Origin of the sequence: Paenibacillus terrigena DSM 21567 (assembly GCF_000374845.1) — a bacterium.
In the GTDB taxonomy this organism is placed as follows: Bacteria; Bacillota; Bacilli; order Paenibacillales; family Paenibacillaceae; genus Paenibacillus_K; species Paenibacillus_K terrigena.
The window spans coordinates 648818-665333 of sequence record NZ_KB895413.1 but is presented as its reverse complement, the minus strand read 5'-3'; the positions used below and the strand labels follow the sequence as shown (position 1 = coordinate 665333).

At 43.6% G+C, this 16516-nt stretch carries 3 protein-coding genes; all 3 read right to left on the bottom strand.

Annotated features, from left to right (window positions below; all coding sequences use genetic code 11):
* Positions 1 to 104: 104 nt before the first annotated feature.
* Positions 105 to 4502 (bottom strand): discoidin domain-containing protein, encoded by a 4398-nt coding sequence (locus C558_RS32460; protein WP_245583760.1) that lies wholly within the window; start codon positions 4500 to 4502, stop codon positions 105 to 107.
* 197 nt (positions 4503 to 4699) lie between these two features.
* Positions 4700 to 10312 carry an endo-alpha-N-acetylgalactosaminidase family protein gene (locus C558_RS32455; protein ID WP_018755584.1) on the bottom strand — a complete coding sequence of 1871 codons (5613 nt, stop codon included), beginning with the start codon at positions 10310 to 10312 and terminating at the stop codon, positions 4700 to 4702.
* 512 nt (positions 10313 to 10824) lie between these two features.
* Positions 10825 to 16332, bottom strand: coding sequence for an endo-alpha-N-acetylgalactosaminidase family protein (locus C558_RS32450; RefSeq protein ID WP_245583742.1), 5508 nt, complete (start codon positions 16330 to 16332; stop codon positions 10825 to 10827).
* Positions 16333 to 16516 lie beyond the last annotated feature (184 nt).

Genomic DNA, 16516 nt, shown 5'->3' with positions numbered 1-16516 from the left:
GATTGGAAATTGAATATTAGGATTGCATCATTAGCGAAGAAGACCGCCTGCACGAGTGCTGACGATCTTCTTCGAAGGAACTTTCTATTCTTTTGCTTATCGCATTATTGAATAATCTTCTGCGCAATCGCCGCCAAGTCGCTAATATCAATGACGCCATTGTTGTCAAAGTCAGCCACTCGCAGCTTATTCCAGTTCGGGCTATCCTTCGTTGCGCCGTAGTTCGCAGCAGCAATCGCAAGGTCACCGATCGTTACTTTTCCGTCTCCGTTCAAGTCACCCGTCGCAACCGGCGGTTGCTCCTTCACCACTTGTACGGTGGAGCTCGCATTTCCGATGGTCATCTCTGTTCCTTCGGCATCCGAAATGATTGTTTTTGTCATCGAGATGACACTATTTACGGCCGCTTCAGCTACTTCCTTCGCTTTGAATGTCAGCTCAAGGACATTCTTCGTGCCTGTTACAGTATTTCCTGGTCCTTCGCTAACAACGATGAACCGAAGCTTGCCATCCGGTGTCGTCTTCTTATCGATGATGCTAACCCCTGGAATGAGGGATTTCGCAGACAAGAACTCGAGCTTAGCCGGATCAAAATCGACCGATAGATCCTGCGCATATACCACTTGCGTTACGCCGCTGAGCCCGACTTGCACGTTGAACTCTTTACCAGCAGTTACGGTAGCTGGAGCCGTGATGGAGCTGGACGGTGAAGCCGTTACTGCGGCATCATCGAAAGCTTTAACTGCGGATTGAAGCGCTTCGATTCCAGCTGTCACGTCTGCCTGCGTTGCTGCTGTATCGACAACGCGCTCTGCTGCTGCAATCGCTGTTTTCAACGCATCTACAGCTGCTTGCGGATATTGGCCAGGCTGATTACCAACGACGGCATGATCCACTTTGACTTGAGCAGTTGCAATCGCTGCCTTCAGCGCTGTTGTATCCACCACCGTTGATTTAGCGCCGTAAGCTTCAAACTCACGGAAGCCTGCCCAAAGTTCCGGATATCCCATGACAGTGACCTTGATATATTGGGCACCCTTCGCCGTCCAGTGATCTGTTCTAACTTTTTCAATGTTAGTTATGTTATTCATATGGTCAATTACGGTGGTCCAAGTTGCAGCATCACTAGAAACCTCGATCTTATACATCATGGCCTTACCGCCGTTTTCAAATATGATCTTTGAACCTGTTAAATCGTATTTCCCGCCGAGATTCACCTGCCAGTAGTGTGGTTTCTTATCATCAGATACACACCAACGCGTTGACTCATCCCCATCGTTGCCTGCCGATGCTGGATTGCTGTTCTGCTGGCTATCTGAAATAGCAGGTTTGTTGAGTACGACATTCCGTGATTCCGGTACGATTACGCTCTTGGTACCACGAATTCTAATTTCATCAATGGTAGCGGTCCCTTCCGTAAAGGTTACCTTTACATACCTTACTGCATTGTTTGAAACGTTGTCTTTTTTAACCTTGCTGGATACTGTATCTACCGTTCTGTCAACGGCTTGCGTCCACACCTTGTTATCGCTTGACACTTCAACCTTATACTTGCTTGCGTTTTCAGCAGCCCATTCAAGCTCGATCCCTGTCAAGTCGTACATTTCTTCTAAATCTACAGTCCAATTCTTCTTCGTATCTTCAGTTGCAGCCTTCCATGCCGTAACTAGATTACCATCGTTAGCTTTTGATGCCTCATATCCTGCTTCTGCACTACTTGCTGCAGCTGGTTTGTTGTCAGATATGACCGGTATGGAGTCAGCATTTTGATAAATGTTCATTTCAGCAGCAGAACCAAAGCCATTATGACCAGCCAATACTTCAAATCTCAAGTAATGAGCCTGCGTAGGTCTAAATGTTACTGTCTTTGGCGCAGAATCGCTTGCAAATGTTCCTTTTTCCTTGACCAAGGTGTAGTTTACTCCATCCATACTTGTGTAGATGTTGTATTTGGTTACAACACCGTTATCTCCACCGGACTGTCTTGGAATATATTTCAGCTTATATACGTCATACGTCTGTCCTAAGTTGAAATCCAACGTATGAGGAGGCATATTTCCACCATTCCACTTGGTATGCCAGATCGTGTCTAGGTTTCCATCCAAGACATTTGCTGCCTTATTATCTTCGGCTTGAGTTTCTTCGCTTGAAGCAGTTACCGTCATGCTGCTCGAAGGAATCATTTCCGGGTCGGCTTTGGTTGTGATCTTTACACCCTCACTCCATTCACTGAATCCCGCAAAGTTCTTGGATCGAACCTGAACGGTATACGTTGCTCCAGGAAGTAAGCCTGTTTCTGAAAATGAGCTTGTCGCATTGCTTATAATCTTATTATCCATTTTAATGTCATATTGCAGTGCCCCAGGTACGACATCCCATGTGATATCAATCGTTGAGCTGTTTGTTGAACCCACTTGAACATGAGCCGGAGCTGCTGCAATCGCTGGATAATCGGCTGATCCGAACATAAACCAGTTGAGCTTGCATATTTCCTTATCCGCACCGTTAAATACCAGGAATATTTTTTGCTTTCCTGTCACGATTTGGGTAAGCTCTGCTTTGGCATTTACATACCCATTCATATCCCCTGTATTCGGAATTTGCAGCGTCGCGATCGTCTGAGCCGGATTGCCTTGCGCATCAGCCAGTTTAACCTCGATCTTGCCACCCTGTTTGTTGCTTGCTACTCTAGCATTGAACCATTTCGCCGCACCATCGCCAAAATCTACTTGATCGTAACGCAACCAGTCACCGTTCTTGATATTCGCCATACTTTGGTCATATCCGTCGTTTACATCATCATTTGTCCACTCTGTTTTTGCGTTGATCGTTAGATTCTTATCTGTAACATAGTTCTGATCATCATAACGTTCAGCATCAATCTTCTTATTTATGCTAAATAAATTCCCTTGATTCTCAGTCGTTGTCAGTTCAAACGAATCAACATCAATATACCCGCCAAGGGCTTTTGTTGCATAATTGAAAATACCAAACCTCATACCAACGTAGGTTCCGTAACGCATGTCATATCTTCCGCCCAATCTGGTAAAGCTCACTCCATCAAGGCTATATGAGAACTCCGTTCGATATTCAAATCTTGGGGTTGTAGCTCTAAACCAGATATTCGTTGTTCCTTCCGGAAGATCAATCGATGCCTGTTCTGTCCATAAGTCTTGCACAACGATTCTCTTCTTTCCATCTTCATTCTTAATGCCGATGTAGTTCGAATTTCGTTGTATGACAGATAACCCAGCTTGATCACCGTCAGCCATATGGCTGATGTCCATCTTTACAGTACCCGTACTGTCCGGACCAATAACTCTTTGAGTAAGTGTGTTTCTTGCAAATGTTAATGAATTTGTCACACTTGATGTTTTAATTCTCATATGTCCCGGGTTTTCAGTTAAGCTCCACTTATCAATATCAGGATTGTGATTCCATTGCCATTGAAGACCTAACTTATCACTATTAAAATCATCTGAAGTCGCTGGAACCGTTGGTTCAGTTGTTCCCAAGCCAGGAATATTAGGCTTTTTCAATGTAACAACTGCCTTTTCTCCATCAAATTGTCCCAGATATGGCCATCCATCTTTCCAGTTAACCGGCTGTAAGGTAGGAACACGTCCAAGTTTCCCTCTATCCTGGAATATGATCATCCACCATTCTGAAGTTCCATCTTCTTGAGGAACATCAACCATACCACCTTGGTGTACACCATTGCCGGTAAAATTCATAAAGCTAGTCATGATATCCTTTACTTCATAAGGACCATTCGCCAAGTCTTTTGTTCGTATGGCTATTTCCTTCTTTGAACCTTTATTCCAAACAGGAGTGCTTAATATATAATAGTAGTCATCAATTTTATATGGGTGCAAACCTTCAGCATACCCTCCATAGTTGTATATCATCTTGCCGTTTCTACTAGCACCTTGTTCTTTCTTAGATACAATTGCAACTTCACCTGTTTCTTCATTTACTATTTCTAGTTCACTCAGCCATATTTCTGATTGACCATGCGTAACGTATATTTTTCCATTATCATCAAATAATAGCCCTGCATCATATAATTCATCTGATAACTTATATTTAGTCCAAGGACCTTTTATATTATCTGCAATGCACATATATGCAGTATCCCTATTGACACTAAATAGGTAATAAAATTTGCCATTATTCTTGTTGTATCTCAGACTTGCTCCCCACACACCCTCATCATAAGCTTGTAACCCATTCTCAAGGTCATACATGTCACCTTCCATTCTTTCAACCGCATAACTCTCATATTGCCAGTTAACTAAATCTTTTGAACTCATAATCGGAGCTCCTGGGAAGACATGCATACTTGTTGATGCCATATAGTATGTATCTCCTACTCTGATCACGTCATTATCCGGATAATCCCCCCACATAATGGGATTTGTGTATGTACCATTTCCATTGTCTGCAGCTCTAGCAAAGGTTGGAAAATTGGCGAACACTGTAATTATTGCGATCAGTACCATTGCTTTCCTTGCCTTTTGTCTAAAACTAAACATTTTAAATCTCCACCCTTCGAACTAGAAATGGGTTATAGAGGACTAAAATTGCAGAACAGAGTATTGGTTAATGACGATAATTTATATTTCTAGAGCAGCCCAAGATCCCCTTGAGCTGCTCTCATCTCGTCATGCCATTATAAATTTACAGTGATGTTATTTCATTATTGAATAATCTTCTGCGCAATTGCTGCCAAGTCACTAATATCAATGACGCCATTGTTGTCAAAGTCAGCCATGCGCAGTTTACTCCAGTTCGGGCTATCCTTGGTTGCGCCATAGTTCGCAGCAGCAATCGCAAGGTCACCGATCGTTACTTTGCCGTCGCCGTTCAAGTCGCCCGTTGCAACCGGCGGTTGCTCCTTCACCACTTGTACGGTGGAGCTTGCATTTCCGATGGTCATCTCTGCTCCTTCGGCATCCGAAATCATGACCTTCGTCATCGAGATGACACTATTTACCGCCTCAGCTACTTCCTTCGCTTTGAACGTCAGTTCTAGGACATTCTTCGTGCCTGTTACGGCATGGCCTGGACCTTCGCTTGCGACAATAAACCGCAGCTTGCCATCCGGCGTCGTCTTCTTATCGATGATGCTAACCCCTAGAATGAGGGATTTCGCAGACAAGAACTCGAGCTTAGCCGGATCAAACTCGACTGATAGATCTTGCGCATATACCGCTTGCGTTACGCCGCTGAGACCGACCTGCACGTTGAACGTTTTGCCAGCAGTTACGGTAGCTGGCGCCGTGATGAAGCTGGACGGCGCAGCCGTTGCTGCCGCATCATCGAAAGCTTTAACCGCGGATTGAAGCGCTGCGATTCCGGCTGTCACGTCTGCCTGCGTTGCTGCTGTATCGGCAACGCGCTCTGCTGCTGCAATCGCTGTTTTCAACGCATCTACAGCTGCTTGCGGATATTGGCCAGGCTGATTACCAACTACGGCATGATCCACTTTGACTTGAGCAGCTGCAATCGCTGCCTTCAGCGCTGTTGTATCCACCACCGTTGATTTAGCGCCGTAAGCTTCAAACTCACGGAACCCTGCCCATGTTGGATCAATACCCAAAGCAGTCACTTTAATAAATTTAACATTCTTAGCAGACCAAGTATCTTCTGTAACACTTTCAGTTACTGGAGTACTCCACTTATCCACCGTTTTGTTCCAGGTTTCTCCATCCGAAGAGACTTCAATTCTGTACTTCATCGTGCCTGTTGCTGATTCCCAAGTTATCTTGGAACCCGTAACATCGTACTGTGCTCCGAGGTCAACCTTCCACCAGTGTTCAGTACTTGGATTGCTTACGCACCAACGCGTTGATGTTTGGCCGTCATTACCCATCGCTGCCGTATTGCCTGACTGCTGACTGCTTGCCGTTGCAGGTTTTCTGAGTGCAATGTTCGGATCTTCTTTGACTGTAATTTCAGCAATAGTTTTCTTCTCAGTACCCTCAATCGTACCATTTACAGTAAACTGACCTACTTTGCTGATCTGCTCATCTGTAATGAGATCCCACGCAACCGATACAAATCGCTTCGATTGATCGCTCATCGTTACTTCGATCGTACTTGGTAACACCGGTTTTACGCCAATAACCGTGCTCATTTTTGTTGTAGGAATTACAACAATTACAGCTCTTGAATTTGTAACGATAACAATGGCCTGAGCCTTAATATTCGTTCCTGTTACTGTGCCCGCTACGCTGAATGATCCAACATTTTTATAGCTGTTGTCAGCAATTGCATCCCAAGTGACAGGCACTTGGATAACTGTACCGTTTGAAGTGACCATCTTAGCCTTTTCTGGCATAACAGGTGCAGTTCCTACCGAAGTGTAAACATTCATTACTTTGGCATCTACGATCTCTGCTGCTCCACCAGCTGTAACGGTTACAGTCGCTGTAATCGCTGCATCCTGAACGCCATTAATGTGGCCTGTAACTTCAAAGGTTCCTACCTCGGCATATTTGGAAGGGGCAATTGCTGGCCATTGAACTGGCAATTCCATGACTGTACCATTGCTCATTGTTGCGTTTACTGTTGAAGGCATTTCCGGATGCATGCCAACTGTCGTGCTGACTTCTGCTGTCTTTGGTCCAGTGATGGAAGGAGCTTGTTGAGCAACTCTCATCTCAGCGACACTCGCCCAACCATTAATACCTTCTAATGCTGTTAACTTCACATGAGTTATTGGCTTTGAACTATCAACAGCAATTTGTTTCGTTGCAATAGTCTTTTCCCATGTTCCATCTGCAACTTTCACAAAATCTGCCGCATCTGCATACTTCACATATAATTCATATTTTGTAATAAAACCATTACCATTAGCTACACCACTACTATTCGTCTGCTGTCTTGGTGTAACATCTACTCTGTTTACATTGTAAGCTTTACCTAAATCAAGCGTAATGGATTGTGGTAATTTATCACTTCCATCCCAAGCTGTGTGCCACAATGAACCTGTGTTTCCATCAAGAACATTTTCAGGGTTATCACCTTCTTGATAACCAGTTGCACTTGCTTTGATCCCCTCTACAGGGATAATGGTTAAGTCAACAGGTGAAATTTGCGGCGGTTCGATGGTAGCATCCTTCGCTTCTTTCACAACGAGATCATCAAGGATGAAGTCCCCTGCCGAACTGCCAACCGTATTTCTTGTTCCGATCCAGAAATCTTCAGTGCTTGCTGTAAATTTAACCGTAAACGGCGTAGGAACGGTTGCCTGCGGCATCGGTACATTCAACACTTCCTTCGTGCCGTTGCCTACAACGAAGTTAATCTTCTTATCGAACTGGCTCTCATACTTGAAAGTTACTTCGTACGTTGTTCCTTTATCGAATCTTAAAGTCTGCGGTAATGTTCTCATGATAAGACCGCCGCCAGATTTATGGGTCTTAATGGACCAGTTGCCGTTTAATACGTCATCCGTTTGGTTGCCATTCCATCCTTTTTGCGTGTATGGCGCGTGTAATTCAGATAAGTGCGTACGTGGATCACTTACGCCGTCAGCATCTGCGATAACAAATGGCGTCAAACCTTGGTCCACATTCTCAAAATCTTCAGCTACGACGACATCTGGAGATTGCGGTACAACTCGCTTGGTCGGAACACAGCGAACATCGTCAAATGTTACAGCTGCTGTTCCTGGAGCTACTTTCAAGTACAATTTCGCTGTATCCTGTCCTGCTGCTACATCAAATACGACTCTCATTCTCTGCATATTGGTGCTGTGCTTGGAGTCTGCTGAGATATAGTTTTTAAGCGGTGAGCTTTCCGTATAATTCGTGATGTCTGCTCCGCCGAAATCTTTCACGCCAATCGTCGTTTTACGTTTTGCATTTCCTGCTGTGTTTGGATCACTTGCATTTGGACCGTTTGGTGTATTTCCTACCTGCACATATATGGATGCTGAGTAGGTTCCAGGATTCAATCCTGATAACCCAGTCTCAAGTACCGTTTCTTCCGTATTTTCTTTGACTACTAATTCGTACTGTCCACGATGGTTGCGTTCTACTGCTGCTGCACCGCTCTTTACGTTCCAGTTATCCAGCTTTCCACTGTTGAAGCTAGGGTCCTTGGCTGGCATGGCGAATCCCCAATTCATCTCTTCAACCTTTGGCGTAACAGCACCTTTGTAAACAACATAACCCTGTTTTACTTTCGCATCAATCGTGATTTTGCCGTCAACGACGTTGATGACTTTCTCTTCTTTCTTACCCGTATCTGTTAATGTATACAACTTTACTGTTGATACATTGTTCCAGCTATTTGGAAGCTCCCAAGTCGATGATCCGCCAACCTCATTATAGTGATACAGTTTTTCTTCAGCACCAGCCAATTCGCTAGCTGTCTTATCGGTATTTGGCGACCATGGCAACAAATATTTAAGGTTTGAATAAGTGACCTTATCGTAAATGTTACCGCCCTCAGAAGCTTGTGTAATTGTTACATTTTCTTCAAGAAGCTTTTTACCATCTTTCGTAAATGTTCTCTTTCCGTCTGATGTTCTTTCGGCAACAACATTTCCTGCAAATTCAACTCTTCCAACATTGTTTTTGACATCGTATTTCGTCATTGGGAAGCTTTGTAGATATTTCGTTGGCAGGTTTGTTTTGAATACAATATTGATCATTTCATCGTAATCTACTCTACCCTGCCATCCTTCCGCATCATTTGCCTCCGTACCGCCAAGGATCGGATGACGAGCGATCCAAGTGTCTTTCTGATGATTTCTTAAGAATCTTGCGATATCACTGCTATAGCCCTTGGTGCCCTTACCTCCGTAATCATAGTCAACCGACCAGTGATTCCACACAGCTTCATCTTCCAATACATTTGGAAACTCCGTAGTAAGCGTCCATCCCAAGGAATTCACTTCTCTAGCAAATCTTCTTCCATTAAAGCCCTGTTCATACCATGCGTCAGCATAGATAAAATCAAGCGTCGGCGCATCGTCCTTTAACATTTGCAACCGGTTCTTACGATTTCCGGTGGTGACTTCTCTACGGTAAGTCGGATCATCAAAGTCATAAGATTGGTCAAGCCAGTCCCAACCGCCCTTGTTAAGATTAACCAGTTCATTATCAAAAGCCTTTGCTTCTGGGTGTGCCCCTGTGCCGCTAATATGTACCCCCATAAACGCATTATATTTCTGCGCTTCTCTTACGAGCGTATCCATATCCTTCTGTCCGCCCTGACGCACACCGATATGCCCGCCGTAATCCGGATGTGCGGAGTCGTGCCCTTCTGCTTGGTAACCCTTTAACTCCACCCACTGTCCAATCCCGTCTGTCGATTGATAGATTCGCTTTGTTTCATCTAATGTCTTTAAGAATGGGTTGGTTGCCTGGCTGCCAAAGTTCATCGGTATACGGTGTACAACAAGTTCAGACATCCGATCGCTTCCTACGGGATTGTTCATGATCTCGCGATATGCAACGGCTGCATCCTGCCAATCCAACTTTGCATCGCCATTGGCGTCCGCTGTGATTATGACTTTCGTATGAGGTAACGGCTCCGTAATATCATTTGGCATGTTATTCCCGCGGTATACCCACGAAGCACTCCATAAAGCCGTACGGGAGTAACCCGTTTTCGCTGTCGTCTGCTTCACAATACGGTGGTTGTCATTGTCTCCATCCGCATTTGTATCACCATATGCATTGGACCAAACCCCTGCTGCCAGTTGATCATTGTTAATGAACGAGTACATATAGTTTCTTGGGGTAGTATCTACCGCAGGAGTTCCTGACACATCTTGATACACATCGCCTTTTTTATAAACTGCGGTTTCCATTCTGGAACCAGCAAATTTGGCGCCCGCTTCCGTACTTCTCACCGATACCAAGCTGTGGTTTGGAATTTCAATGGTATGTATCCTTGCTGAACCGTTTTCTTTCACATCGGTAACAAGGAAGTCAAGCGTATTGTCTTTTACCGTGATGGATAACTTCATGACGACATCCAATTCGCTAATCGTTAACGTATAATCCGCCTCGTTTTCGCTTTCCGTGTAATCTACTTTGGGTACATAGTCTTTACCGTTAATTCTTATTTTGTCCAATACATCTTCTGAGCCGTTCAACACTTTATTGCCCAGCTCATACTTGATGACGCGTGGGAATTTCTGATCTACTTGAACTTTCATTTGATTGGATTCTATGATTCCATCATATGCTGCAGCATCCGCAGTTCCTGAAAATGCAGGTATCGTAATGCTAATCATCTGTACAGAGGCTACCACGAGTGCTAAGTTTCTAATGACTTTAGACAGTGACATTTTCATCCTCCTTCGAGTTCAATCTATGACTTGCCAATTACTCTTAATTGATCTTTCGTACAATTGCCATCGATCAAGCATCACCTCCTTTGAGTCGAAATGATTGAAAACGCTTACAATGCTACTGGTACCATTGCTTGTCTTGCTGACTGTTGAAGAGATCACTTATTTTTCGAGAATCTGAATATAACGTTGAATTCATGGAAGTATTCATGGGAAGGAGCATTCTAATTACAAAATGCTAAATATCTGTTAGGTGTCATTCTTAAATGAGGCAAGGTCATTGGGTGTAGGATTTCAAGTACCTTGATCGATATTGTGAAGTTAGATGAGTCAAGCGAGTTTATATGTTTACATCTTACTCTCCGGCCACTGGGAAGTTAATGATGATAATTTGGATTTCTTGATAAATTTTACGGAAATCTCCAAATAAAAGATCTTATTCGTTCGTGTATCAAAAAGCGAAACAAAGAAGATCGCCTATACTCGTGTAGGCGATCTTCTCCGAAGTTTTATTTTGCGTTTAGCATCGCTAGAATCAATGTGACTGCTTCAGCTCTAGAGGAAGAGGCATTCGGATTAAATTTGCCATCCCCATTCCCCTTAATTAAGCCTGCTTCTGCAGCTGTTGCCACATAAGGTTTTGCCCATACTGGAATCTGGTCAGCATCCGAAAATACAAGTTTTGCATTTGGATTTACTTCAAGACCCAGTGCACGAACAGCAATGACTACCAATTCAGAACGTGTTATTTCTTTATTCGCACGGAATGTGCCATCTTCGTATCCTGTCATGAAACCAGCTTTTGCAATGGCTTGAATGAATGGCTTAGCCCATACTGGGGTTTGCTTCTGATCTGCAAAATTAAACTCACCTTCACCAAGTTCCAATTTCAGCGCTCTTACTAACATCGCTCCAAACTCACCACGTGTTACCGTTCCATTCGGACGGAAAGTTCCATCTTCATAGCCAGTTACAAAACCAAGTTCAATCGATTTTTCAATGGAAGCCTTAGCCCAATGATCCGCTAGATCCGTAAGCTTTACTTTTGAAGGTTCAGGCTTCGTTGGTTGTACTGGATCTTTTGGCTCAGTTGGCTTACTACCATCTTCTGGTTTTGGCGTAGGCTTTGGATCTGGCGTGGGCTTCGGATCTGATGGCGGTGTCCAGCCACCTTCAGTCGTTACCGTAACACTTGGACCATTCTCGCTCCAGTTGCCTGCCGCATCGCCTGCTTCAACTTTGAAGGTATACGGCGTGCCAGATGACAGGCTGCTGACGGTATAGCTCGTCGTATGACCTGCTAATGTAACGAGTTCGCTTCCGTCCTTAAAGACTTTATAGCTTGTTACTCCCGTATCATCCGCTGCTATTGTCCATGAAAGCGTAAGGCTGGTTCTGCCAACATTTGAAGTCGTTAATGCTTTATTATCTGACCATGTTGGTGCAGTTGTGTCTACTGGTGTTACATCCTTATAAGTTGCTATTACTTTAACGGCTTCACCAGGCATGACAAATGTAGTAGATGGAGCACTTGCATCTTTGAATACAACGCTAATTTTATCCGTCATCCATTTGTCAAATTGTTGACCTTCTGGTGCTCCATAGGCTGCTATTGTAACGGTGGATCCTTGAGTATAATTTCCTCTGCCCTCACCATTTACGACTTCAACGGCATATTCTTGACCAGGATCTGTTACGTCTTTATACGTTGCTGTTACTTTAACGGCTTCATCAGGCATGACAAATGTAGTAGATGGTGCACTCGCATCTTCGAATACAACGCTAATGTTATCCGTCATCCATTTGTCAAATAGTTGGCCTTCTGGTGCTCCATAAGCTGCTAAGGTAACGGTGGCTCCTGGAGCATAATTGCCGCTGCCTTCACCATTTACAACTTCAACGGCATATTCTTGCCCTGGATCTGTAACGATAACAATCGCCTGTGCTCTGACAATCGTACCTTCTACGGTTCCCGTTACATTGAATGATCCAACATTCTTGTAGCGATCTTCAGCTATAGAATCCCAAGTGACAGGTGCATTGATCACTGTACCAGTCGAAGTGATCATCTTAGCCGTTGCTGGCATCATCGGTGCTGTTCCTGCTGTCGTGTAAACCGTCATTACTTTGGCATCGACGATATCTACTGCCCCACTAGCTGTTACTGTAACTGTAGCTGTAATCGCTGCAGCTTCAACGCCATTAATGTGTCCTACGACTTCAAATGTTCCTGCTTCAGCATATTGGGAAGGAGCAATGGCTGGCCATTGCACTGGCAAATCCATTTCTGTGCCATTGCTGAGTGTTGCCTTTACGGTTGCGGGCATTTCTGGATACATGCCAGCTGTAGTACTAACATCAACTTTATAGGTTCCAGTTATGGATGGCGCTTCTTGAGCAACTCGCATTTCAGCTATACTCGCCCAACCATTAACACCTTCTAACGCTGTTAGCTTAACATGAGTTATTGGCTTAGGATTATTAATATTTATAGACTTTGTATCTTTACTAACTTCCCAATTACCTTGTGCTACCTTCTCAAAGTTCACTCCATCGGCACTTGTATATAACTCATATTTTGTTATCATTCCATTTTGCTGACTTTGTCTTGGTGTTACATCCACTCTGTTAGCATTGTAAGGTTTACCTAAATCAAGCGTAATGGATTGTGGTAATTTATCACTTCCATCCCAAGCTGTGTGCCACAATGAACCTGTGTCTCCATCAAGCACATTTTCTGGTGCATCACTTGGTTCATAACCCGTTGCACTTGCAGTGATACCATCTACAGGTATAACAGATAAGTCGACAGGTGTAATTGGTAGTGGCTCAATGATAGCATCTTTTGCTTCTTTAACCACGAGATCATCAAGGATAAAGTCTCCTGCTGAATCTCCAGCGGTATTTCTTGTTCCGATCCAGAAATCCCCGGTGCTTGCTGTAAATTTAACTGTAAACGGTGTAGGAACGGTTGCCTGTGGCATAGGTACGTTCATAATTTCCTTATTACCATTACCAACCACGAAATTAATCTTCTTATCAAACTGACTTTCATATTTGAATGAAACTTCATACGTTGTTCCTTTATCAAATCTTAAAGTTTGCGGTAATGTTCTCATGATGAGACCACCACCTGTTTTATGAGACTTAATAGACCATTCGCCATTTAATACGTCATCAACAGCTTTTCCATTCCAGCCTTTTTGCGTGTATGGAGCGTGTAATTCGGATAAGTGAGTACGTGGATCACTTACGCCATCAGCATCTGCTATAACAAATGGAGTCAACCCTTGGTCAACATGTTCAAAATCTTCAGCTACGATTACATCTGGAGATTGTGGTACAACTCTCTGGGTAGGCACGCAGCGAACATCGTCAAAGGTTACAATCGCTGTTCCTGGAGCTACCTTCAAGTACAATGTTGCAGTCTCCTGTCCGGCTGCTACATCAAATACGACTCTCATTCTCTGCATATTGGTGCTGTGCTTGGAGTCAGCTGAGATATAGTTCTTAAGCGGTGAGCTTTCCGTATAGTTCGTGATGTCTGCTCCGCCGAAATCTTTCACACCAAGCACCGTTTTACGTTTTGCATTTCCTGCCGTGTTAGGATCACTACCATTTGTACTGTTTGGTGTATTCCCTACCTGAACATAAATAGAAGCTGAATATGTTCCTGGCTTCAATCCTGATAAGCCAGTCTCTAATACAGTCTCTTCTGTATTATCATGGACTACTAATTCATACTGTCCACGATGGTTACGTTCTACTGTTGCTGCACCGCTCTTTACATCCCAATGATCCAATGTTCCGCTGTTGAAGCTTGGATCCTTGGCAGGCATTGCAAATCCCCAATTCATATCTTCAACCTTTGGAGTAACGTCTCCTTTGTAAACAACGTAAGCCTGTTTTGCGTTCGCATCAATTGTGATTTTGCCATCAACGACGTTTAATACTTTTTCATCTTTCTTACCTGTATCTGTTAATGCAAATAATTTCACAGTTGATACATTGTTCCAGCTATTTGGAAGTTCCCACGTTGTAGGTCCACCATTTTCGTTGTAGTGATATAGTTTTTCTTCGACACCTGCCAACTCGCTAGATGACTTATCGGCATTTGGCGACCATGGTAACAAATATTTGAGATTATTGAATTTTACGTCATCATACACATTACCGTCACTTGTTCCTTGTTGAATGGTTACATCTTCTTCAAGAAGCTTTTTACCATCTTTCGTAAATGTTCTCGTTCCGTCTGATGCCCTCTCTGCAACAACATTTCCTTCAAATTCCACTCTTCCTACACTATTTTTCACATCGTACTTCGTCATAGGGAAGCTTTGTAGATATTTCGTTGGCAGATTGGTTTTGAATACTTCATCGATCATTTCATCGTAATCTACTTTACCCTGCCATCCTTCAGCATCATTTGCCTCCGTACCGCCTAGGATGGGATGGCGAACAATCCATGTATCTTTCTGGTGATTTCGCACAAATCTTGCGATATCACTGCTATAACCCTTGGTATGCTTACCGCCATAATCATAGTCAACCGACCAGTGATTCCATACGGCTTCATCTTCTAATACATTTGGGAACTCCGTCATAAGCGCCCAGCCAAAAGAATTCACATCTCTTGCAAATCTTCTTCCGTTAAAGCCCTGCTCATACCATGCATCGGCATAAATAAAATCAAGTGTTGGCGCATCGTCCTTTAACATCTGTAAACGGTTCTTTCTGTTGCCAGAATAGACTTCTCTACGGTATGTCGGATCATCAAAATCATAGGATGGATCAAGCCAGTCCCAACCGCCTTTGTTGATATTAACCAACTGATCATCAAATGCCTTTGCTTCCGGATGAGCACCTGTTCCGCTAATATGTACACCCATGAAAGCATTGTAGTTCTGCGCTTCTCTTACAAGCGTATCCATATCCTTCTGTCCGCCCTGACGTACACCGATATGCCCGCCATAATCCGGATGTGCAGAGTCATGCCCTTCAGCCTGGTAACCCTTTAATTCCACCCACTGTCCGAGCCCATCCGTTGAGAGATAAATTCGCTTTGTTTCATCGAGTGATTTCAAGAATGGGTTGGTTGCCTGGCTGCCAAAGTTCATCGGTATACGGTGAACAACAAGTTCGGACATGCGATCGCTGCCTACAGGATTGTTCATGATATCACGGAATGCAACAGCTGCATCCTGCCAATCTATTTTAGCGTCCGCATTTGCATCCGCTGTAATAACGACCTTACTATGTGGTAATGATTCTGTTATGTTATCTGGCATATTATTACCACGATATACCCATGAAGCACTCCACAGAGCTGTACGGGAGTAATCCGCTTTCTTGGTCGTCTGCTTCACAATACGGTGGTTGTCATTGTCTGCATCAGCACCGGTATCACCGAATGCATTCGACCAAACACCTGCTGCCAGTTGATCATTGTTGATGAACGCGTACATATAGTTTTTGGGTGTACTATCTACCGTAGGCGTACCTGATACATCTTGATACACGTCACCTTTTCTATAAACAGCGGTTTCCATTCGGGAACCGGCAAATTTGGCAACCGAATCTGTACTTCTTACGGACACCAAGCTATGGTTCGGAAATTCAATGGTATGTATTCTTGCTGTACCATTTTCTTCTACCTTTGTTACTTCGAAATCAAGTGTATTGTCTTTAATGGTTATTGACAGCTTTATGACTACCTTTAATTCGTCAATCGTTAGTGTATAATCAGCCTTGTTATCGCTTTCAAAATACTCTACTTTTGGTATATAGTCTGTTCCATTAATTCTTATTGTGTTTATTACGTCTTCAGAGCCATTCAACACGTTATTGTTTAACGTATACTTTATGATTCTTGGGAAATTCGGATCGACTTGAACTTTCATTTGATTGGATTCAATGATTCCATCATTAGCTGCAGCAGCATTCGCATTCCCAGAAAATGTAGGAATTGCAATGCTAATCAGCTGAGCAGAGGCTACCACGATTGCTACGTTTTTCATTACCTTTGATAGTGACATTTTTGTACTCCCTTCGAGTGCAGTCTGCTTCTTACCAAATACTATGAATTAACTTTCGTGCACAATAGCTATTAATCAGCATCACCTCCTTATTCGTTCATTTAACTGGAATCGCTTACAATTTTACGGGATATTGATGGGAAGGAAGATTTGACAAAACACGACA

Coding starts and splice junctions, on each gene's coding strand:
- C558_RS32460 (WP_245583760.1), bottom strand. CDS start 4,502: ATGGTACTGATCGCAATAATTACAGTGTTCGCCAATTTTCCAACCTTT.
- C558_RS32455 (WP_018755584.1), bottom strand. CDS start 10,312: ATGTCACTGTCTAAAGTCATTAGAAACTTAGCACTCGTGGTAGCCTCT.
- C558_RS32450 (WP_245583742.1), bottom strand. CDS start 16,332: ATGAAAAACGTAGCAATCGTGGTAGCCTCTGCTCAGCTGATTAGCATT.